This window comes from Massilia sp. NBRC 108631 (assembly GCF_059704565.1).
Genome location: NZ_BAAKJE010000102.1, coordinates 198,492 through 218,739 on the forward strand (window position 1 = coordinate 198,492; position 20,248 = coordinate 218,739).

A 20,248-nucleotide genomic window follows, 5' to 3' on the forward strand; every position below is an offset into this window, starting at 1 on the left:
TCGGGCCATCGTAGCAAAGGAACGCTGGCCCGGCAAGGCGCATGCAGTGCGCTTCAGAACCAGGCCACCAGTTCCAGCGCCACGCTGCGCCGCACATGCGTGCGGTAGGCCACCTCGGTCACTTCGCCGTGTCCGCCGCCGAACAGGTTGTTGCCGGTGAGCGATAGCGACAGCGCGGGACGCAGCTTCCAGCCGAAGCGCATGTCCACTGCCGTGTAGGCCGGCACGTCCGGATCGGACAGCGCTCCCACCCGGCGCAGCGCCACGTCCAACTCGCGCTCCCCGCTCATCTGCCAGCTGGAACGCAGCGAAGCGGTATAGGCCGGGTCGCGGCCGGTGCGCTTGAGCGAGGCGCCAAGATCGACCACGCCGGGCTTGAGCCAGGTGTCGGTGTGCTGCGCCGTCACCGCGCCGCGCAGGCGCCAGGACGGCGTGAGCTGCCAGCTGGCCCACGCTTCCAGGCCGCGCGAGGCGCCCATTAAGCCGTTGGCGAATTTCAGCTTGAGCTGGCCCGGCACCTGCTCTTGCGAGTGCAGGTCGTCGTACAGCGCGCGGTACAGATTAATCGAATACAGCAGGTCCGGCCCCGCCTGGCTGCGGAAGCCCAGCTCGAAGAAGCGCGCCACTTCGGACTGGAAGTCCGGCCCGCCCACCAGCAGGTAGGGCGGCACGCCGGGCACCACCGGGTCGCGGTCCAGGCGGGACGGTGCGCGCACCGTGCGCGACACCGCGCCCCACAGCATGCTGTCCGCGCCCACCTTCCAGGCCAGGCGGGCATTGGGCAGGAATTCGGTGCCGGTATAGCCGTTGCGCTCGGCCCGCAGGCCCAGCGTCAGGCGCCAGGCGTCGCCCAGCGCCACTTCATCCTGCGCGAACACGCTGGTCCACTTGGATTTCCGGCGCGCCGGCAGGAAGCCGAAATACACACTGTTCTGTAGCTGGTCGTCCGCGTGCCGGTACTGCGCACCGAAGGCCAGTGCGTGGCGGCCGGCGGGCGCCATCGTGTACTGGGTTTGCAGGTCCAGGATGTCCAGCGTCTCGTTGAAGAACGGCGGCACGTCGCGCTCGGTGCGGTCGTAATAGGCCTGCGCGCTGAGGGTGCCGCCGCCCAGCTGGCGGGTCCAGCGCGCCAGCAGATTGCCGCCGCCCAGTTCCAGCTCCCCCAGCGGGACGGTCAGCCCGGTAACGATGATGCTGCCCGGCAGGGGATGTCCTTTGCGGGCGCGGTAGGCATCGCCCTGCACCGTGTAGCCGTCGGCCCCCTGCCGCCAGTCGGCGCGGAAGCCGGCCTGCGCCTTGTGCCAGGCGTCGTTGATCTGCTTGCCGGACGCGGTCTCCGTGTTCTGCACCGAGAACGCCTTGCCATAGATGCGGTAGGCGCCGTTCTCGCCCAGGGCCGCGCCGTAGCGCGCCGTGCCGTCCTTGCGCGCGTTGCCGCCGCTGAGCGCGACGCGCCCGCCCTGCGTGGCGCTGGCCGGCCTGGTGATCACGTTGATCACGCCATTCACCGCATTGGTGCCCCACAGCGTGCCGCCAGGCCCGCTCACCACTTCAATGCGTTCGATGTCGTCCAGCGGCACATCCTGCGCGTCCCAGAACACGCCGGCAAACAAAGGGGTATAGGCCGAGCGGCCGTCGACCAGCACCAGCAGCTTGTTGTTGTCGCCGGCGAAGCCGCGCGCGGTCACCACATGGGTTCCGGAACTGACTTGCATGACTTGCAGATTGGGGGCCAGGCGCAAGGCCTCAACCAGGCTGGCGGCGCCGGAGCGGCGCAGGTCGGCGGCAGAGATCACGTAGACTGCGGCGGGCGCATCGGCCAGGGGTTCTTCGCGTTTTGATACGGAGGTGATGCGGACGGCCCCGAGTTCTTCCAGCGACATGCCGGTCAAGTTGTCCTGAACAGGATAGGCAAGGGCCGCATGAGGGAAGAGGCTAAGCGCCACGCCGGTCAGACAGCGTTTCAAGGCCATAAGCACACTCCCGCGTATCAAACTCTGAAACACATCATACGCGTTTTGACGCGGCATCGGCCGATGCCGCGTCAATGTCGCCGTTTTTTTTACTTTTCAACCGCCGGCGCGCGGCCCAGCGGCTGCTCCATGTTGGCCAGATACCACGACAGCGTGGACATCACCGCGACGTGGCGGCGCAAGTTCTCCGGGTCCACCTTGTCCAGCGTGTCGGCCGCAGTGTGGTGGTAGTGGAAATAGGTCGAGGTGTCCACTTCCGGCTGGAACAGCGGCACGCCGTCCTTCTCCAGCAGGAACAGGTCGGCCGCGCCGACGTGGTCGCGGCGCGTGAAGACGCCGGCGCCGATCGGCAGCAGCGCCGCCTGTACCGGCGCGAAGTACTTCACGGCCTTCGGCTCCACGCTGCCCATGATGCCGAACGGACGGCCGGCGCCGCCGTCGCTTTCCATGGCGGCGAACTGCTTCAGGATGGTGCCCTTGTTGGCTTCGTGGTAGGCGCTGCCGCCGCGCGTGCCGTTTTCCTCGTTCATCCATGCGATCATGCGGATGGTGCGGCGCGGCTGCAGCTTGAGCGCCTGCAGCGTTTGCAGCACGCCCATGGCGCCAGCCACGCCGGCGCCGTCGTCATGCGCGCCGGTGGCCAGGTCCCACGAGTCCAGGTGGCCGGAGACGATCACGATTTCATCGGCCTTGTCGGTGCCCGGCAGGTCGGCAATGACGTTGAAGCTGTCGGCGTCGGGCAGGTTCTGCGGCGTCAGCGTCAGGTGCATTTTCACCGGGCCGCGCTTCAGCAGGCGGGCGATCAGCATGGAGTCCTCCGCCGTCACTGCCGCCGCCGGAATGCGGTCGGCCTCGCTGAGCGCGGTGGCGCCGGTATGGGCCAGGCGGAAGTCCGCGCCACCCACCGAGCGCACCAGGAACGCCGCCGCCCCCATTTGCGAGGCCACTTTCGGACCCTGGGTGCGGAAACGCGAACCGTGGCCGTAGGCCGGGCCGGCCAGGCCGCGGTCGGCCATCTCCTGGTCGAACTTGACGTCGAACAGCACGATGGCGCCCTTCACTTCGGCGGCACGCGCCTTCAGTTCGTCAAAGTCGCGCACCACGATCACCGGCGCGGTGATGCCGGCGGCCGGCGTGGCGCCGGAGCCGCCCAGCGCCGTCAGCACCACGCGCTGGCTCAAGCCGGCCGGACGGCCCGCGTAGTCCACCAGCTCCGCCTTCTCTTCGCCGCGCACCCAGTGCGGCACCTTCACCGGCTGCAGGGTCACTTTGGCGCCCAGCTTGCGCATGGCGTCGGCCACCTGGTCCACGGCTGCCGCCGCGCCACGCGAGCCGGACAGGCGCGGGCCGATCAGGTCCGTCATGTCGGCCAGGCGCTCGAAGGCGTAATCACTTTTCATCGCTGCGTCGCGGATCTGTCCCAGGGTGGCGGGGTCGTTGGCTGGGGCGGCGATCGCGCCGGCGCTCAGCATGCAGCTCATCAAAACGGTCAAAACGGTTTTCATGCGGGTCCTATGTTCGGTATCACGCCAGGGATAGCGGCGAGGACGGAAACGATAACGTATTTAATAATGTTGCGCACGAGTTTTTGGATTTACACTAAAGCTTCCTGGACTGCCGGAAGCCGCCATGCTTAAAGGACAACTGTGCACGCTGCGCCACCTGCTCACCGCCGACCTGAACGCCTTCATCGCCCTGGTCAACGACTTGCCCTCGCGCGGCGACTATTTTTCGCAGCAATTCAAGTCGCCCGAAGCCATGCGCAAGGAATTCATGCAAAACGGTTTCGTCACCGACGACAGTGAGCTGTTCGTGGTGGAGGACCGCGCCCACCATATCGTCGGCGTCATCACGCACTTCAAGAGCCGCACGCCGACCACGCGCGAGATCGGCTACCGGCTGCTGGAACCGGCACTGGCCGGGCGCGGCTACATCAGCGAAGCGCTGCAACTGCTAGTCGATCACCTGTTTAAAGTACAAGTATGGCACCGGCTGGAGCTGCTCACGGCGCCCGAAAACGCCGGCTCGGTGCGCATCGCGCAAAAGTGCGGTTTCAGCGAGGAAGGCAGGCTGCGCGGGGCCTTCTTCATCAACGGGCGTTATCAGGATGTCAGCGTCTACAGCCTGCTGCGGCCCGAATGGGAGGCGCGGCGCACGGCTTTGTAAGAATGTGTATATTCGTGCCGTGCGCGTGGCAGAGTTGGCTATAGTGGTACGCATACGACGGCGACACGACCATTCCGGTCCTGGCCGAGCAAAGGGGAACACCATGCTGATCAAAAAATTCCTGGGTGCGGTAGCAGTGCTGGCCACCGTTGCCGTCTCGTCCACGGCCATGGCTGCGGGCGACCGTGATTTCAACACCGCCGCCGGCGCCGTGATCGGCGCGGCCATCGGCAGCCAGAACGGCTCGGGCGGCGCGGTGGTCGGCGGCCTGGTTGGCGCGGCAGTGGGCAATAGCCTGAGCAGCGGCCGCCACCATGGCGGCGGCTACGTCTCCACCCGCGTGTACGCCCAGCCTGCCCCGGTGTACTACGCGCCGGCGCCGCAGCCAGTCTACTACGCACCGGCGCCGCGCTATTACGAGCCTGCCGTGGTGTACGTTGAACCGGCCCGCCCGCGCTATTACCGCGAATCGCGCCGCGACTACTACTACGACCGTGGCTACGACCGCGGCTATGACCGTGGCCACCACCATGGCCACGGCCGTGGTCACGGCCACCGCTGATCCTATCCCTGTAGGACCCCTTGACGGCCTGCGCCTCGCGCCCAGGCCGTTTTTTTACGTCCCTCCGCTAGCTCTCCGCGACGGCATGCCGCCGTGTGGGGAGTACCATGACAGCCAGCGACACCATCATTACCCTTGAACTGGGCCACTACCGCCTGCGCGAGCGCATCGGCGGTTCGGCCTATGGCGTCATCTGGCGCGCCGAGGGGCCGCGCGGCACGCGCGATGTGGCGCTCAAGCTGATCAACGAAGCGCAAATGGCGCGCGCCCTGCCCGCGCAGCGCGAACGCTGGATCGCCAGCGCCGAAACCGAGATCGCCTTCCTGCAGCTGCTGGAACCCTGGGACGAGCGCCATATCGTGCGTCTGCTTGACAGCGGCTGGCACAACGGCCTGCCTGTGCTGGCGCTGGAACTGCTGGACTGCGACCTGGGGCGCCACATGAAAACGCTGTGCGGCCGGGGCGCGGCACTGCAGCCGGAACGCCTGCTGGCATGGATGGCGCAACTCAACCAGGCGCTGGCCAAGGTGCACCAGTACGGCTGGCGCTACCTGGACCTGAAGCCCGGCAACGTGCTGGTCGACGCACAGCTGGGCACCGTCAAGCTGGCCGACTTCGGCACCAACCGCCGCCTGGACGCGCTCGGCGACCACACTTATACCGGCACCGCCAATTGGCAGGCGCCCGAACAATTCTTCCCGAGGGACGGGGGCGGCTACGCCACCGGGCGCCAGAGCGACTACTTCGCCTTGGGCGCGCTGTTCTACTTCATGGCGACCGGCGCCCAGCTGCGCTACTGCGGCGCATGCGGCCATGCCTATCGCGAGCATCACACGGCAGGCGCCAGCCTGCTGCTGCGCCAGCATGGCGGCCTGCCCGCCATCCTGCAGCAGGATGAGGAAGCCTTGTTCGCGCAGGCCTTTGCCGGCATCGACGGCGCTGCGGAGGATCGTCCGGCCGGCAGCGCAGCAGCCGACGCCGCGCTCCGGCTGCTGCGCCACCTGCTCGCAGCTGAACCGCAAGCACGTCCGCGCCACGCGATCGACATCAGCCGCCAGCTTGCGCTTATTGGCGTCACAGGCAGCAGGACGCCGGCCGGCCCGGCGCCGCATGCCGCCTACGCCAACTGGACGCCGCGCGCGCCGGCCGTGCTGTCGCCGGCACAGGCCGGCCATTGGTGGGGGAAAGCGGCCGGCCGGGGCCACGCGCATGTCCACGCCAACTGGCATAGCGACGCGGAGGCATGATGCGGGGGCGCCTTTTCGCCGCCACGGCCGCAGCGTTGCTGCTGCTGACGGCCCTGCAGGCATGGGCCCTGCTGCGTGCGCCCGCAGCCTGGCACCCTGCCGCCATTGAAGTACGCCTCGCGCCCGGCGGGCAGGCCACGCTAGGCGAGCGTGAGCTGGCCGCGCCGCAGGCCGAGCGCATCCACGTGCAGCTGCGCCGCGACGCGCAAGGGGCCTGGCTGCTGCGCAACCTGAGCACATCGCGGCCGGTTGTCCTGCACCGCGGCGCCGAAGATAAACGCATGGGCAGCGCGGCGCTGGCCGGCGCCGGCAGCTTCCAGGTCGGCGCCGCCGTGTTCCACCTGGACGCCGGCGGCACGGACAGCGGATCGGCCGCCTTCCAGTACGGGGGCAGCAGCTGGCGCTACGACGGCGCCACCCTGTACCGCGACGGCAGTGCCCAGCCTGCCTGTCCGGACGCGTCGCCGGCCGCGCGTATGGCCTCGCTGTGGAACCGCACGGCACCGCGCGCCCTGACGCTGGCGCGGCCGCTGGTCTTCGGCGGCAACCTCCATTGCGGCAACCGGCTCGGGATCAAGGGCGTTACACCAGCCACCGCCATGCTGGCCCGCAGCGGCGGGCCGCTCGAGTTCAGCGGCGGCAGCCAGGACGACGGTTACACCGCCCTGCGGGTCGGACGTGCTGGAGCATGGACCAGCCTGCGGCAAGCAGAGCAGCCGTTGGCCGGCGTAAGCGCTTTCAGCATCGGCCGTACGCGCTTTCAGCTCGGCGCCGGCACCCTCGCGCCGCAGGCCGGCAGCGATGTGCTGACGCTGGCCCCGACCCGGCATGTCACGCTGTTCACGGCGCCCGACGTCCGGCTCGCGCCGCAAGTCAGCTGGCAATGGCAGCGGCGCGCACTGTGGAATTTCCTGCAGGCCCCCGTCGTGCTCGCCCTGCTCGCCAGTGCCATCAGCGCCCTCGCCTTCGCGCATTTCGCCAAGCCGGGCGGTGCAGCCGCCACCGGGCGTCCCGGACCACCCGCAGGCGCGGCTGGGACGGGCGACATCGGTGGCATGGGTGGCAGCGATTGCGCGGCGGGACGGGGCCGCAAGGCTCGCAGGGCTTACGCGGCCAATGTGGCACAGGCCATTGCAGCGGCCGCATTGCTGCTTGCCGGCGGCGCGGCGATCGTGGCGCAACGCGCCGGGCATCCCGCCGGCGCGGCATGCTCGCTGCTGCTGGGCGCCGCCGGCCTTGCCTTGTGGATGCTCACGCCCCGGCGCCTGTCGTTCCCGGTCGCCGCAGCTCTGCTGCTGCTGGCCGCCGGCCTGCTGGCGCAGCTCGAACTCGGCCTCGGCGCCAGCGTCTCTTCCTGGCTGCGCTACTACCAGAAAAGCACCGCCCTGCTCGCGGTGGGCAGCGGCGCGGGAGCGCTATGGCTGCTGTGGAGCCGCAACGCACCCGCCACAATGCCCCAGCGCAGCATGGAATGGCTGCTTGCCCTGCTCGCCGCCGCCGCGCTCGCGTCGCTGGCCGCGCAAGTGCTGTGGGGCGACGAAACCGGCGTGTTCGACCTGCAGCCGGTCGAACTGGCCAAGCTTGCATTGAGCGCGCTCACCGCCCACTGCCTCGCGCTGCGCATGGGCTGGAACGATCCCGGCTATCCCCAGACAGGTAACGCGGCCCGCTGGCTGCAGCTGGCCGCGCCGGCGCTGCTGTTTGTGGCCCTGCTCGGTCTCGCGCTGGTCCAGGTGGACGACTTCTCGCCGCTGATCCTGCTGCTGGTGTGGAGCTTGTCGATGGCCTTCGCCTACGCCGTGGCGGCCGGCAAGCGCGCAATGGCCGCCGCACTGGCGTGCGCCGGTCTCGCGGCAGTGGCGGCCATCGCCCTGGTGCGCGACGCGGGTGCCGACGGCGTGGCGCAATGGCCGCTGGCCGGCAGCTTCTATGCGGACCGCTTCCAGGTCTGGCTCGCACCCGCGTCCCATCCCCACACCGGCCAGCAATTGCTGCTCGGCGCCCGCGCCATCGCCGACGGCGCCTGGTGGGGCGCGGACAGCATGCTGGGCCTGCGCTCGCTCGGTTTGTCCGCCGGCGCCGCCGTCAACATCCCCGCGGTGCAGGACGACTTTGCGCCCGCGTTCTTCCTCAACCGCCACGGCTTGCTCGGCGCCATGCTGCTGTGGATGGGCCAGGCCGCGCTGGTGGCCGGCCTGCTGCACGTCGCCGCGCGCGCCTGCGCGGCAGCAGCAGCGGCGCGCGACTTCCGCCTGGCCTGGCTGGGCCGCTTCCGCTGCTTCGCGCTCTGCGGCGGCGCAGCTTTCGTGTTCGGACATCTGCTGCTGTCCTGGGGCACCAATCTCGCCATCTTCCCCATCATGGGCCAGCCCATGAGCTTCCTGTCCGCAGGCGGCAGCCATTTACTGTTTTTCCTGTGCCCCCTGCTAGCCTGCTGTGCGGTCAGCGCGCAATCTTTAGAGGAGAATGAACATGCCGATCTACGTCCAACATGAAGTCCTGGGCCGGATTCCCGACGTCTTCAACGCCGAGGCGATCTGGCAGGCGCCGGGCCTGGCGCTGTTCTCGCGCCGCCCGCTGCTGCGCGACTTGCTGGAGCGCAGCCCGCGCGAACATCGCGGCCGCGCCGCCACCCGCTGCTTCTCGCATGTGACGCTGATGCTGCCGCAAGAGGAAGTCGATGACGACTACCATCTCACGCGCGGCAACCGCGCCCGCGAACTGGCGCAAACGCTGACCGCGCTGCACCAGAAGGATTTCGGCGACCTGCTCGGCAGCGACCAGGTGCGTTACGACGTGCTGGGCAAGGAAGAGCTGGCGCCCGGCGAAGTGGGGGTGCGCTTCGGCCACGCGGTCTATCTACCCGCAGCCAATGAAAAGGCGCTGTTCAACGTCAGCGTATCGCGCGACAGCGCGGTGTGGAAACCCGTGTGCGCCGTGTATCCCAGCCAGCGCCTTGCGCTGATTGGCGGCAGCGAGCACATGGCGAGCTTCGCCGCCAGCGGCTGGCCGTTCGGCGACGACGGCGCCATCCTGCTGCTCAATGACGGCCCGGACGCACAGCCCGTGGTGCAGATGCGCCCCAAGGACGCTTTCAACTGCAGTTTCGATGCCAGCCAGGGCCACTATGTCATCACTTCGAAACGCGGCACCGTCGATGCGCAGGGTGTGCCGGCGCGGCTGCTGCTGAAGATCACCCGCAGCAGCTCCGCGCCAGTGTCCGCGCCCCGCATGGCGGACGCCAACTGGGCAATCCCGGCAGCGCCGCAGGCAGCTGCGGCGCCGCGCGGCGGCGCGGAGAGCGCCCCTGCCAGCGCCGGCGCGGGCGCCAGCATCCCGGCCATGCCCGCTGCTACGGCCCCGGTCACGGCCCGCCCCGCAGTCTGGCAAGCCCGTCCGCCACTGACGGCCGACAGTGCGGAGCTGACTGCCATTCCCCTGCCATCGCGGTCCCCAGCCGCGCGCAGCGCCGACGCGGACGCCACCGATGCGACTTACGCGCCGGTGGTGCGGCGCCAGCGCGTCAGCCTGGTGGCACTGGCGTTGCCGCGCCTGAGCCGCTACCGCGACACCGGCGCCAGCACCCTCGAGGTGCCTTTCAGCCACGCACTTGGCCTGAATGCGGATCCGGCGGCGGCCAAGGCGATCAGCTTCCTGGTCAACGACAGCGACGAACTGTACGCCTGCACCGACAGCGGCCGCCAGCGCATCACCGCGCCCGCCAGCTTCACGCCGGTGGACGCGCGCGCCATCCGCCTGCTGCCGGCACCGCCCGCGATGGCCGAGCGCTATTGCGCCACGCTATGCCTGGCACAGCCGCTCAGCAACACCATCGCAGCGGGTGCGCGCCTGCAGTTTGGCCGCAGCTCGCCGGCACTGGCGGCGCTGCGCGTGCTCGACTCGCCAAGCTTCCTGAACCAGGGCCAGCACGGCCAGACCGGCAACGGCGGCAGCGGCGGCAACGGCGGCAGCGGCGGCGCCAGCGCCGACCGCATCGGCCTGTCGCGCAACGCCTTCAGTTTCGAGGCGGCGCCACAGGGCTTCAAAATCGGCCGGCTGGCAGCCTCCCAGGCGTTGTATCACCTGGACGAGCACTTGGAGTTCGTCGCCAGCATAGGCGAAGCGAGCGCGGAGGCGCCCTACCTGCTGCCCGCAGGCCACCACCTCGTCGCCGGCCACTACGTGCTGCGATTCGACGCGTGAGCCGAGCCATGCACCTGGTCTCCTACTACGGCGCGGCGGCCTGGCTGGCCGGACTGGCCATCACCCTGGTGCTGGCCTCCTGGCTGACGCCGCGTGCCTGGTGGCGCCGCCCCACCGTGCGCAACCTGTGCATCGCAGGACTGGGCGCCTGGGCCTGCGGCAGCCTGATACTGCACTTCGCCCGCGCCCCGCTGCCGCAACTTGCGCAATCGGGATTGCCGACCGCCTTCGCACCGGCCAGCGCAGCAGCAGCGGCGGAAACGCCAACAGCCGGCCGCGCCGGCGGCGCAGGCAGCACGGCCGGCCCTTCGCGAGCCGCCGGATCCCGCAGCACCGCGCTGCATCCTTTCCGTGTGCACCGCGACCTGAACCTGCGCGCCGCCGCCAGCGTGGACGCGCCGCGCCTGGCCCTGGTGCCGGCCGGCGCCAGCGTGGTGCCAACCGGCGTGCGCTCCGGCGACTGGTGGGAAGTGCGCGCCGTGGCGGACGGCGCCGCCAGCACCGGCTGGGTAAGCAGCCTGTGGCTACGGCGCACGGCGGAATGAGCATGGCATCCCTGTTCGAATCACTCGACTTCGGCCCATCCCTCGACATCGCAGCCCACAGCGCCGCCAGCGCCGGTACCAACGCCTCCCAGCTCTTGGAAAACCAGGACAACCTGGTCCTGATCGACGCCAACGGCCGCGCCGTCATCCTGCACGCGCAGGTCGAACGCGCGCTGCAACTGCCCAACTGGCCGCGCGGGCACGTGCGCCTGGCCGTACTGGACGGCATGGGCGGCCACGGATACGGACGCCAGGCCGCGGAAGCGGTGGCCGCCTGCCTGCTGCGCATGCCCGCCTGCGCCTCGCTGGACGAACTCACCGCCCGCCTCGACGCGCTGCACGCGCAGCTCCAGCAGCAGTTCAGCGTCCCGGGGGATTCCGCCCATGCCGGCCATAGCCACCGCCCCGGCACCACGCTCACGCTGCTGGAGCTGCCGGCCGGGCAGGTGCCACTGCTCTACCATGTGGGCGACTCGCGCTTGTACGAGATCACGCGCGAGCACGCGCAAGTGCTCACCATCGACCACGTTCCGGCCACGGCTTTCGCGATGCAAGGCATGCTGGACGCGCGGGAGTGGTGGCGCCAGGTGCACGGCGAACACCGGCCCCAGATTGCCCAGGCCTTCATCCTCGGGAACGCCTTCGCCGATCCGCAGCGGCTGGACGACGCGCTGTGCGCGCTCGGCGGCGCGCACTTGCCGGGCTTTTTGCAGCCGCTGGCCGACCGCCGCGCCCTTGCGGTGCGCAGCGAAGCGATTTATCTGCTGGCCACGGACGGCTTCTGGGCCTGCCACCGAACGCAGGAATGGATTGCGCGGTGGCCGCAGCTGCTGGGCGGCGCGGCATCGGCTGCCGACGCGGTCCACGCACTGTTCGGCAACTACCGGACCGCGCCGCCGCCCGGCCTGCATCTTGACAACCTGACAGCCATCGCGCTGCGTTTCGGCACTGGCCGCAGCCTTGTCAATATTGACGAAACAGCACTGCCGGCAGCCACTCTGCTGCCATTTTGATCACGCCGATGTTGCAGGCCCGCCCGGATGGTTCAGGCAGGCGCAAATAATGCCCGGAACCGTTGCCACGGACCAGCAAAAGCGCGTAAGCTCTCGTTTATGCCGCCGGTCCTACAGCCATGAAAAAATGCAGCAATCCTGACCACCCGCACTGCACTTTCTGGGTCCTGCCCGGAGAAGACGCTTGCGCGGGCGGACATCAGCAGCCTGCAGCCGCCTCCACCAGTTACGAACTACTGAGTGCGATGCGCAACGCCCGCGCCGCCTCGCCGGCCGCGGTGCTCAGTCACGCAGGTAATGCTCCGGCCGGCGCACCCGCCTACCAGACCGCGCGTCCCCGTCCGCAGCTGCACATCAGCGGCTTCGACCCGCGCGCCGCAGGCGGGCGCCAGACCCTGAAAATGGAATTGCGCGGCATGCCGGAAGACTGCGCGCCGCAACTGGCGATTCAACTGCAGTCCGAGCTGATCCCCAACGGCGCCTCGCGCCAGCAGTTCGTGCGCGCAGCGGACGGCGGCTGGCGCCCCGCCTTTGTCGAATTCACATCGAAAAACAAGGAGCACGGCCAGTACCAGATCAGCGCCGAGATCCTGAGCCAGCACGCCGGCATGCCCACGCGCCGCTGGGAATGCGTATTCGTCATCCTGGTGCCGCGCCTGGACGCGACGCTCACGGAAATTCACCGCATCTTCCTCAGCACGCACAAGAATGTGCGCGTGATGGCCGATGACGCCTCCATCGCCCGCCTGAACGTGAGCGGCGGCGCGCAGGGCGGCGAAAACCTGGATATCGACGTTACCGCCCGCAACGCGGGCATCGCCCACGTCAGCCTGGACGGGCCGCAAGGCAAAGTGGACATGGGGTTCTCCACCATCGCCTGGGACGAGGACCTGATCGAAATCGCCGTGCCGCGCAGCGAACCGGTGCATCCGCACCCGTCGACGGCGGCCAGCTTCGTCAACGCCGCCCCGGAAGCCGGTGCGCAGCGCCAGATCCGTCTGTTCGCAATGGAAGAATGCGTGCTGGGACGTTTTGAACTGGTGGACCCGGAGGCTGACGTGCTGCTGCAGCACTTTGCCGATGCCGGCCCGGACGCCAACGGCCTCACGCGCCGCCTGTCCGGCCGCCACGCGGTGATCCGCCGCATTCCGGCGCCGCATGGCGGCGGCTTTGAAATTGAAGACGTGTCGCGCTACGGCGTGCTGCTGGATGGCGTCTGGCCGGGCAAGAACAAGCCGGTGCGGCTGCGCCAGGGCATGCGCATCGAGATGAGCGCCAGCATCAAGGGCATCGTGGTGCTGCAAGTGTCGGCCATCATGCCGCACGGCGTGATCCTGCACCGCATCGACCAGGGCGCGCACGCGGAATGCCTGTTCCTGCTGGCGCCGAACTGCCATCCGGGCTACCCGATGCCGGGCTTCCAGGCCACGCCGCAAGCTGCCGCGCTACCGCTGATACTGCACCACGACGGCGGCTTCTGGCACCTGGACCAGCTCACCGGCAAGGAAACCGCGCTGGCCCCGGCCGCGTCGATGGAAAAGCTGAGCCGCATGCCGCGCCTGACGCGCTTCGCCAGCGAACCGTATCCGGAAAGCTGGATTATCCGCACCGGTGCGCAAGACCTGCACAGCACCGTCACCGCGCAGGACATGCACACCGCCTGACCGTCATTACAGCGGGGTCGGCTCCTTGCCGGCCGGACGCTTGGGCAGCGGAATGCGCTCGGTTTCGCCGGGCACCGCCGGGAAACGCTGCGCTTCCCAATCCTCGCCCGCCTGCACCACGCGTTCCTTGCGCGACGAGACAAAATTCCAGAACATGAAGCGGTGCCCGTCCAGCGGCTCGCCGCCTATCACCACCAGCTGCGCGGCCGAACTTGCCCGCACGCGCTGCGCGCTGCGCGTGTCCAGCAGCGCCATGGTGTGCAGCGCCAGCGGCACGCCGTCGATTTCCAGCTCGCCGCTGATGGGGTAGATGGCCGCTTCGGCCGGCAGTCCCGCCAGGCCGATTTCCTGCCCCGCCTGCAGCGCCACGTCCAGGTACAGCGTCTGGCTATAGGTCTTGACCGGCGATGTCTTTCCGAAGGCGGTGCCGATCAACACCCGCACGCTGGCGCCGTCCACCTGGAACGACGGGATGTGGGCCGACGGCGTGTGCTCGAAACACGGCTCGCATTCCTCGTGCTCTTTCGGCAGCGCCACCCACAGCTGCAGGCCATGCGTGCGGTGCGGCTGGTCCACCAGGTCCTTGGGGGTGCGCTCGGAATGAACAATGCCCTTCCCGGACGTCATCAGGTTGATCGCCCCCGGCTCGATGCGCTGCACCGTCCCCAGGCTGTCGCGGTGGTCCATCGCGCCTTCGAACAGATAGGTCACGGTGGCCAGGCCGATGTGCGGGTGCGGACGCACGTCGTGGTCCGAACCCGGCGCCACGTCGATCGGGCCGAAATGGTCGAAGAAGATGAACGGGCCGACTGCCTGCTTTACCGCCGAAGGCAGATAGCGGCGCACGATGAAGCCGCCGCCGAGGTCCTTGTCGTGGCCCTTCAGGATATTGGAAATAGTCATGACGCTTATCTCTTCCTTTACGCCAGTACCGTGCTGATCTCGGTGGTGACCGCCGTCATCAGCTTGTGGACCGGGCATTTCTGCGCGGCGGACAGCAATTCGGCACGCTGGGTTTCGCTCAAGTCGCCGCTCAGGTGCACGGTGGCGGCCAGGCGGTACACGCCCTTGCGCTCCTCGCTGTCGTCGCGCTCCGTGGTCACTTCCACGTTCTCCAGCGGATAGCCCTTGCGCCTGGCGTACCACACCACGGTGAGCGCCTTGCAGGCACTGATGGCCGCGTCGTACAGGTCGTGCGGCGACGGGCCGGCGTCGTTGCCGCCCTCTTCCACCGTGCCATCCACCGAAATGATGTGGTTGCGCACGTGGGCGATATGCCGCATCGGCAGCGATTGGTCACGGATTACTTTGATTGCCATAGGGGCTCCTCGCATGCATAAGTCTTGGAAGCCACAATGTACACCGTTTGCCCGCCCTTCGCCTATCCCATTCGCCCATCTCGCAGAATGCACTTTGCATGACTTGCCTCAAACAGCGGCCGCTTAAGACTGGCAATCGGCACTTGCGCTTCTTAAAGTCAAAAGATACCAGGCCAACCGTGGAGACCATCATGAGCGAAATTACAGGCGCCATCGATTTGAGCAAAATACCGGAAGACGAATTCGACCCAGAGCTGGACCTGCGCGTGGCAGTGGTGCGCGACGGCGCGGTGCTGGGCTCCACCGTGGTCAAGGCCGGCAACCGCCAAGAGCCCGTGCGCTTCGCGGTGCAGTTCGAGGCGCCGCTGCTGCCCGGTGCCACGCTGCCATGCCCTGTGCGGCTGCTGGCCGGCCCGGACCTGGACGACATGGAACTGATGGGTATCGATACCCTCTCCCACGTGGTGGACCTGGCCGGGCAGCGCGCCGATCCGGACAGCGGCGGCGACACCGGGCAAGGGGTGGAGCCATCGCCAAACGCCAGTTACGAAGTCAAGGTGGATGTGGGCATCCTTGTGGTGGACATCTCGATCTACAACTGCTGGCTGTTCTGCTGCCGCACCTACACGCTGCGCGGCCGCGTCGTGTGCCGCCGCTGGCAGTACAATCCCGCCACCGGACAGTGGAGCTTCTGCGATGCGCCCGTGCCCGGCGCCACCGTCGAAGCGTACGACGTGGACCGTTTCTTCTTCTGGTACCACCGGGACCTGATCAAGTCCGCCGTCACCGACGTCAACGGCAACTTCGTGATCCGCTTCCGCTGGTGCTGCCTGCGCTGGCGGCCATGGCTGCTGCAGAGCTGGGCCCTGGACCCGGACATGCTGAACCAGATCCAGGAGCTGCTGGCGCGCGCCGGCCTGCGCCTGCCGCCGGCGCCGCCCGGCCCCGGCCCCGACCCGCTCTACCTGCAGCAATTGGCCGCGCAAGCCAGCATGGCGCCCAAGAGCCGCATGCCGGCTGCGCCCGGCGTGGTGGACGAGCCCATGTCGGCCGAAACGCTGATGGCGGTGCTGCCGCCGTCACCCGAACTGGCGGCGCTGCATATCTGGCCATGGTGGGACCGCAACGACTGCGCACCGGACGTGGTGTTCCGCGTGACCCAGCTGTGCGGCGACACGCTGCGCGTGATACGCAATGAAAGCAACGCGCAGATCCGCTGGGACATCCCGGCCAACCTGCACGTCACGCTGCTGGCCAACAGCCTGGCCTGCTGCCTGCCGTCCTGCTTCGATCCCGAATGCCCGGAATGCCTGAAAGTGACCTTTGTCGGCTGCACCGCCACCGAGCAGATCGGCGTCACGGCCGGTCCGCCGGACCTGCGCGGCTACGCCTACCCGGCGCTGACGCTGGACCGGCCCTTCTACGGCTCGCTGCAGATACGCGGCGGCGTGGGCAGCAACGTCGACTACTTCAAGGTGCAGGTGTCGCGCAACGGCGGCCCGTGGAGCGACCTGGCGGAGCCGGCCTTCGGCGGCTTCACGCGCAGCTACTGGGACGGCAGCAGCGCGGTGGTAGCCCCGGCGCCAGCCTTCACTCCCATACTCAAGAACGGCCAGACCGTAATGGTCACGCGCCGCCACTATGAGGACCTGCATCCGGCCGTTCCCCGCTTCGGCGGCGCCGTCATCTGGTACGACTACGACACGCTGTTCTACTTCGACACGCTGGCCAACCCTGGCCTGACGCCCGACGCGCTGTACCAGCTGCGCTTCGTCGGCTACTCGGCCGACGCGGCCGACAACCTGGTGCTGTCGAGCGAACGCATCCTGCCCAGCTGCGGCCAGCAGACCACCGAGTCGGTCTACATCCGCATCGACAACCAGGCCAACGTGCATCCGCTGCCTACCGCCCTGCATCCCTGCGGCCCCGGCACGGTGCACGACTGCACCGTGGAGCCGGACTGCCATATCCGCCAGATCTGTGTCAACGAAGGCACGCCCGGCCAGTACTGCATCAGCGCCTGCGACATGGTGCGGCTGAGCACCAACGACACGCTGACGGTGCACTTCAGCGTGACCGTGCCGCCGACTACGGAGGACGGCCACCTGGGCGCCTACACCATGACGGCGGAGTACGGCGTGGCGCAGACCTTCGATATCGGCACCGGCCTGCACGGCACCTTCGTCGCCGACCCTACCTTCGAAGTGGGACCAAGCTACGCGGAAGCGCTGATGCAAGGGGCGCCGCGTCCGCACTGGTACGGCGGCCACTACAAGGTAACGCTGCGCGGCAGCGACTTCGAGCGCTGCTGCGCCTACATCCTGCGGCTGCGGGCATGGAAGCGCACCGCCAACTGCAACGATCCGAGCCAGGTGCACCGCAACGAGTTCGAGGTCGCGTTCACCATCCTGCGTCCCGAACTGTGCCCGGATGTATGCCCGGAACCGGGAGAAACGCAGCCGGGCTTGGCGGGCGCCGGTGCCGCCGCCACTGGCCGCGCTGGCGCCCCGGGTGCGCCGAACGTGCGCGGCTGAGGCGGCGGGACATGGCCGGCGCCTGGTACGAGCTGCTGCTCGCCGTGCTGGCCGTGTGGCGGGTGACCCACCTGCTGCACGCCGAAGACGGGCCGTGGGATGCGGTGGCGCGCCTGCGCGGCTGGGCTGGCGACGGCGTCCTCGGACGCGCCATGGACTGCTTCTACTGCGCGAGCCTGTGGGTGGCGCTGCCGGCCGCCGCCATGCTAAGCAGTAGCTGGCAGCATTTTGCACTGCTGTGGCCCGCGCTGTCCGCCGCAGCGATCACGCTCGAGCGCGTGCGCGGCGCGCTGCGGCAAGAGGAGAATTAAATGGGATGCTGCGGAAGCAAGCGCCAGCACATGGTGCAAAAAATCTACGGCTCGCAAGGCTACCGCGCCAGCGCGGGCCTGCGAGCGGGTGCGCAGACGATGGGCACGCCGGGAGCGCGCGCCCAGGCCGCGGAAGCGGCACAAGCGCCAGCGGCCGCGCCGCATTTCGCCACGCCGCACGGGGTTCCCTTCGTGTATGACGGCATGGCCGAACTGGTGGTGACGGGCGGCGCCACCGGCCGGCGCTACCGCTTCGCCGCGCGCGGCTCCCGCCTGGTGGTGGACCCGCTGGACGCGCCCGCCATGCGCCAGACACCCAAGCTGCGCTGCCTGGGTTGACGATGCGCGGCCGCGCCGCGCGGCAGGTTGCGCGCGCCGCCGGCGCGGCCCGCCGGCCCTCTGCCCGCCCTACGCGAGTTTGCGTGCCACGCGGAAGCCGACAATGTCATTGGCCAGCACGGCCGAATAGCCGTTGCGCAGCGCGGCGCGCAGGTAGCGAGGCTGGTACAGCCAGGAGCCGCCGCGCAGCACGCGCCGCACCGGATCGCCGCCCTGCTCCCATGCGCTGCCGTCGCCAGGCGCCCCCTGGTAATTCTCGTGCACCACGTCCTGGGTCCATTCCCACACATTGCCGTGCATGTCGAACAGCCCCCATGGATTGGGCTGGAAGGCGCTGACCTTGGTGGTGCCTTGCCGGAACTCGCCCTTGGCGCCATTGTTGTAGGTGAAGTTGCCGTCGTAGTTGGCCATCTCGGTGCTGATCTCGTCGCCGAAACTGAACGCCGTGTGCGTACCGGCGCGGCAGGCATATTCCCACTCCGCCTCGCTCGGCAGCCGGTACACTTGGCCGGTCTTCTCCGACAGCCAGGCCAGGTATTTCTGCACGTCGTTCCAGCTCACGCCCACCACCGGATGCTGGTCGTCCTGCTGAAAACCCGGCGCAGCCCAATCCGTGTCGGACATCGATTCCCAGCCCGTGGCGCGCGCAAACTGGCGCCACTGTCCCACCGTCACCGGGAAGCGCCCCATGGCGAAGGGATAGTCGATGCCCACCCAATGCTGCGGCGTTTCGCGGTCCAGCCAGGTCTTCTGCGAACCGGCCTTGATGGCAATGTCGCGCTCGTAATCCGAAGAACCCATCTGGAAGCGGCCGGTCGGTATCAGCACCAGGTCCGGGCCGGCGCCGGTGCCGTCGAGGAAGCGGTCGCGCAGCACGCCGCTGGCGTCCGCCACCGGGCTGCCCGGGGTCGGCATCAGCGCCGCCAGCTCGGCCGCGTTGCGCGCCGCCTGCTCCTTGCGGTGCCGCTCCTGCTCGGCGCGGTAGGCCGCTTCGGCCTTCAGCTGGGCCGCCTTGCGCTGTTGTTCCTCCTGCGCCTGGCGCGCCTTCAGCGCATCCGCCTCGCGCCGCGCCAGCAACTGCTCGCGCAAGCGCGCCTTGCGCTCCTTGGCCTGCTGCTCGGCCTCCAGCCGCTGCGCACGCTCCAGTTCGCGCCGCTGCTGGTCCAGCTTCACTTTTTCAATGGCGGCGGCCTGCGCTTCGGCCTTGCGCCGTTCGGCCAGTTCAGCCTGGCGCTTCAGTTCCTCCGCGCGCGCTTGCTCGGCGCGCGCGGCCTGCTCGCGGCGCTGTTCCTGCTCGCGTTTCCGTTCACGCTCCAGGCGCTCGGCCGCCTGCGCCGCCAGCTCCTCCTCGCTGGGGCCGGAAGCGCCCAGCAAGGCGTCCAGCAAGGCCGTTACCGACTCCGGACGCTGGTCCTGCGCGAAGGCAAAGCCGCGCTGCAGCACCTGCCATTGCAGTTCGTTCAGCGCCGTGGGGGCGGACGGCGCAAACCTGGCGTTGCGGTCGTCGTCGAAAGGCAGGCGCCCTTCCAGCAGCTGGTAAATCATCACCGCCACCGCGTACACGTCCAGCTTGGGACTGGGCTGCCGCTGGCTGGCCCCGGCCTCCGGGGCGCGGTAACCGGTGGTGCCTGCGTTCGGCGTTTGCAGCCCCAGGCTGCTGCCGGCATTGCGCGCCCGCGAGGCGATACCGAAGTCCAGCAGCTTGACTTCGCCCTTTTGCGTCAGGAACACGTTGCCCGGCTTGATGTCGCGGTGCACCAGCTTGAACTTGTCCCAGGCATAGTCCAGCGCATGCGCCACGGGCCGCAGCATGGTTTCGATCTGTTCCGGCGTGGCCGGGCCGCTGTGCGCCAGCCAGGCGTCCAGGTCCTGCCCGTCCAGGCACTCCATGATTATGAAGTAGCTGGAGGTGGCCGGGTCCTGCGCCCACTCGTAAATACGCACGATGTTCTCGTGCGCCAGGCGGCGCGCCTGCGTGGCTTCCTCGATCAGCAGCTTGGTGTGGGTGGCGCTCTGCGTCAGCTGCGGCGGCAGGATCTTCAGCGCCACCTGGGCGCTATGGCCAAGCTCCTCCTGCGTGGCCAGGTCCGTGGCCTGCCACACCTGGCCCATGCCACCCAGGCCGATCAGCCGTTCCAGCCGGTAGCGCCGGTTCTGCGGGCCGATCTCCTGGCCCGCCATCAGGCCCAGCTCCGTGCCCTGGCGCAGCTGGATGGGCGAAGCGGGTGCACCTGGCGCGGCGCTGCCTCCCAGCGGCGAATACTCGGCGTCCAGGATAGCGTTCTTGCGGCGGTCGAACTCTTGCAGACTTAACAGGCCATCGTCGTGCAAGGCACGCAGTTCACGTATCTTGTCTCTTGCTGTTTGCATCT

General features: G+C 68.8%; 16 protein-coding genes. 11 read left to right on the forward strand and 5 right to left on the reverse strand.

Annotated elements, in window-relative coordinates:
- Positions 1-53: 53 nt before the first annotated feature.
- Together AC6H42_RS11875 and AC6H42_RS11880 are read right to left on the reverse strand one after the other, a co-directional pair.
- Entirely contained in the window at positions 54-1,973 is a 1,920-nt protein-coding gene (locus AC6H42_RS11875; protein ID WP_497548118.1) for a TOL_0244 family TonB-dependent receptor, read from the reverse strand.
- Positions 1,974-2,062: 89 nt separating this feature from the next.
- Positions 2,063-3,478, reverse strand: a complete 1,416-nt coding sequence (locus AC6H42_RS11880) for a M20/M25/M40 family metallo-hydrolase (protein ID WP_057154723.1) — start codon at positions 3,476-3,478, stop codon at positions 2,063-2,065.
- Positions 3,479-3,602: 124 nt separating this feature from the next.
- Between AC6H42_RS11880 and AC6H42_RS11885 the strand changes: the two genes are divergently transcribed.
- The 8 genes from AC6H42_RS11885 to AC6H42_RS11920 all read left to right on the forward strand — a co-directional run bounded on the left by AC6H42_RS11885 (position 3,603) and on the right by AC6H42_RS11920 (position 13,373).
- Positions 3,603-4,139, forward strand: a complete 537-nt coding sequence (locus AC6H42_RS11885; protein ID WP_057154724.1) for a GNAT family N-acetyltransferase — start codon at positions 3,603-3,605, stop codon at positions 4,137-4,139.
- A gap of 103 nt (positions 4,140-4,242) precedes the next feature.
- Positions 4,243-4,701, forward strand: a complete 459-nt coding sequence (locus tag AC6H42_RS11890; protein WP_057154725.1) for a glycine zipper domain-containing protein — start codon at positions 4,243-4,245, stop codon at positions 4,699-4,701.
- Between the two features lie 107 nt (positions 4,702-4,808).
- The gene (locus AC6H42_RS11895) at positions 4,809-5,948 is read left to right on the forward strand and encodes a serine/threonine-protein kinase (protein WP_497548119.1); all 1,140 of its coding nucleotides are present in this window, start codon (positions 4,809-4,811) and stop codon (positions 5,946-5,948) included.
- On the forward strand, positions 5,945-8,443 hold the full coding sequence (locus AC6H42_RS11900) for an FtsW/RodA/SpoVE family cell cycle protein (protein WP_497548120.1): 2,499 nt from the start codon (positions 5,945-5,947) through the stop codon (positions 8,441-8,443). Before AC6H42_RS11895 ends, AC6H42_RS11900 begins: the two co-directional genes overlap by 4 nt.
- Positions 8,421-10,151 carry a hypothetical protein gene (locus tag AC6H42_RS11905; protein ID WP_497548121.1) on the forward strand — a complete coding sequence of 577 codons (1,731 nt, stop codon included), beginning with the start codon at positions 8,421-8,423 and terminating at the stop codon, positions 10,149-10,151. Before AC6H42_RS11900 ends, AC6H42_RS11905 begins: the two co-directional genes overlap by 23 nt.
- 8 nt (positions 10,152-10,159) lie before the next feature.
- The gene (locus AC6H42_RS11910; RefSeq protein ID WP_497548122.1) at positions 10,160-10,696 is read left to right on the forward strand and encodes an SH3 domain-containing protein; all 537 of its coding nucleotides are present in this window, start codon (positions 10,160-10,162) and stop codon (positions 10,694-10,696) included.
- A 2-nt stretch (positions 10,697-10,698) separates the two neighbouring features.
- Positions 10,699-11,709 carry a PP2C family protein-serine/threonine phosphatase gene (locus AC6H42_RS11915; RefSeq protein ID WP_497548123.1) on the forward strand — a complete coding sequence of 337 codons (1,011 nt, stop codon included), beginning with the start codon at positions 10,699-10,701 and terminating at the stop codon, positions 11,707-11,709.
- A gap of 245 nt (positions 11,710-11,954) precedes the next feature.
- Complete coding sequence (locus AC6H42_RS11920) at positions 11,955-13,373, forward strand: FHA domain-containing protein (protein WP_497548124.1); 1,419 nt, start codon at positions 11,955-11,957, stop codon at positions 13,371-13,373.
- Positions 13,374-13,379: 6 nt separating this feature from the next.
- On the opposite strand, the gene AC6H42_RS11925 is transcribed toward AC6H42_RS11920, so the two are convergent.
- Together AC6H42_RS11925 and AC6H42_RS11930 are read right to left on the reverse strand one after the other, a co-directional pair.
- Positions 13,380-14,276 (reverse strand): pirin family protein, encoded by an 897-nt coding sequence (locus tag AC6H42_RS11925; protein WP_497548125.1) that lies wholly within the window; start codon positions 14,274-14,276, stop codon positions 13,380-13,382.
- A gap of 17 nt (positions 14,277-14,293) precedes the next feature.
- Positions 14,294-14,692: an OsmC family protein gene (locus tag AC6H42_RS11930; RefSeq protein WP_057154730.1), complete on the reverse strand. Its 399-nt coding sequence runs from the start codon at positions 14,690-14,692 to the stop codon at positions 14,294-14,296.
- A gap of 191 nt (positions 14,693-14,883) precedes the next feature.
- On the opposite strand from AC6H42_RS11930, the gene AC6H42_RS11935 reads away from it, so the two are divergent.
- The 3 genes from AC6H42_RS11935 to AC6H42_RS11945 are packed head-to-tail and all read left to right on the forward strand — an operon-like array spanning position 14,884 to position 17,876.
- Positions 14,884-17,226, forward strand: coding sequence for a hypothetical protein (locus tag AC6H42_RS11935; RefSeq protein ID WP_497548126.1), 2,343 nt, complete (start codon positions 14,884-14,886; stop codon positions 17,224-17,226).
- A gap of 11 nt (positions 17,227-17,237) precedes the next feature.
- The gene (locus tag AC6H42_RS11940) at positions 17,238-17,537 is read left to right on the forward strand and encodes a hypothetical protein (protein WP_057154732.1); all 300 of its coding nucleotides are present in this window, start codon (positions 17,238-17,240) and stop codon (positions 17,535-17,537) included.
- Positions 17,538-17,876 carry a hypothetical protein gene (locus AC6H42_RS11945; protein WP_497548127.1) on the forward strand — a complete coding sequence of 113 codons (339 nt, stop codon included), beginning with the start codon at positions 17,538-17,540 and terminating at the stop codon, positions 17,874-17,876.
- A gap of 69 nt (positions 17,877-17,945) precedes the next feature.
- Here the strand turns inward: AC6H42_RS11945 and AC6H42_RS11950 are convergent, their stop codons facing one another.
- A complete protein-coding gene (locus AC6H42_RS11950) occupies positions 17,946-20,246 on the reverse strand; it encodes an SUMF1/EgtB/PvdO family nonheme iron enzyme (protein ID WP_497548128.1) in 2,301 nt (766 codons plus the stop codon).
- Between the last annotated feature and the right edge of the window lie 2 nt (positions 20,247-20,248).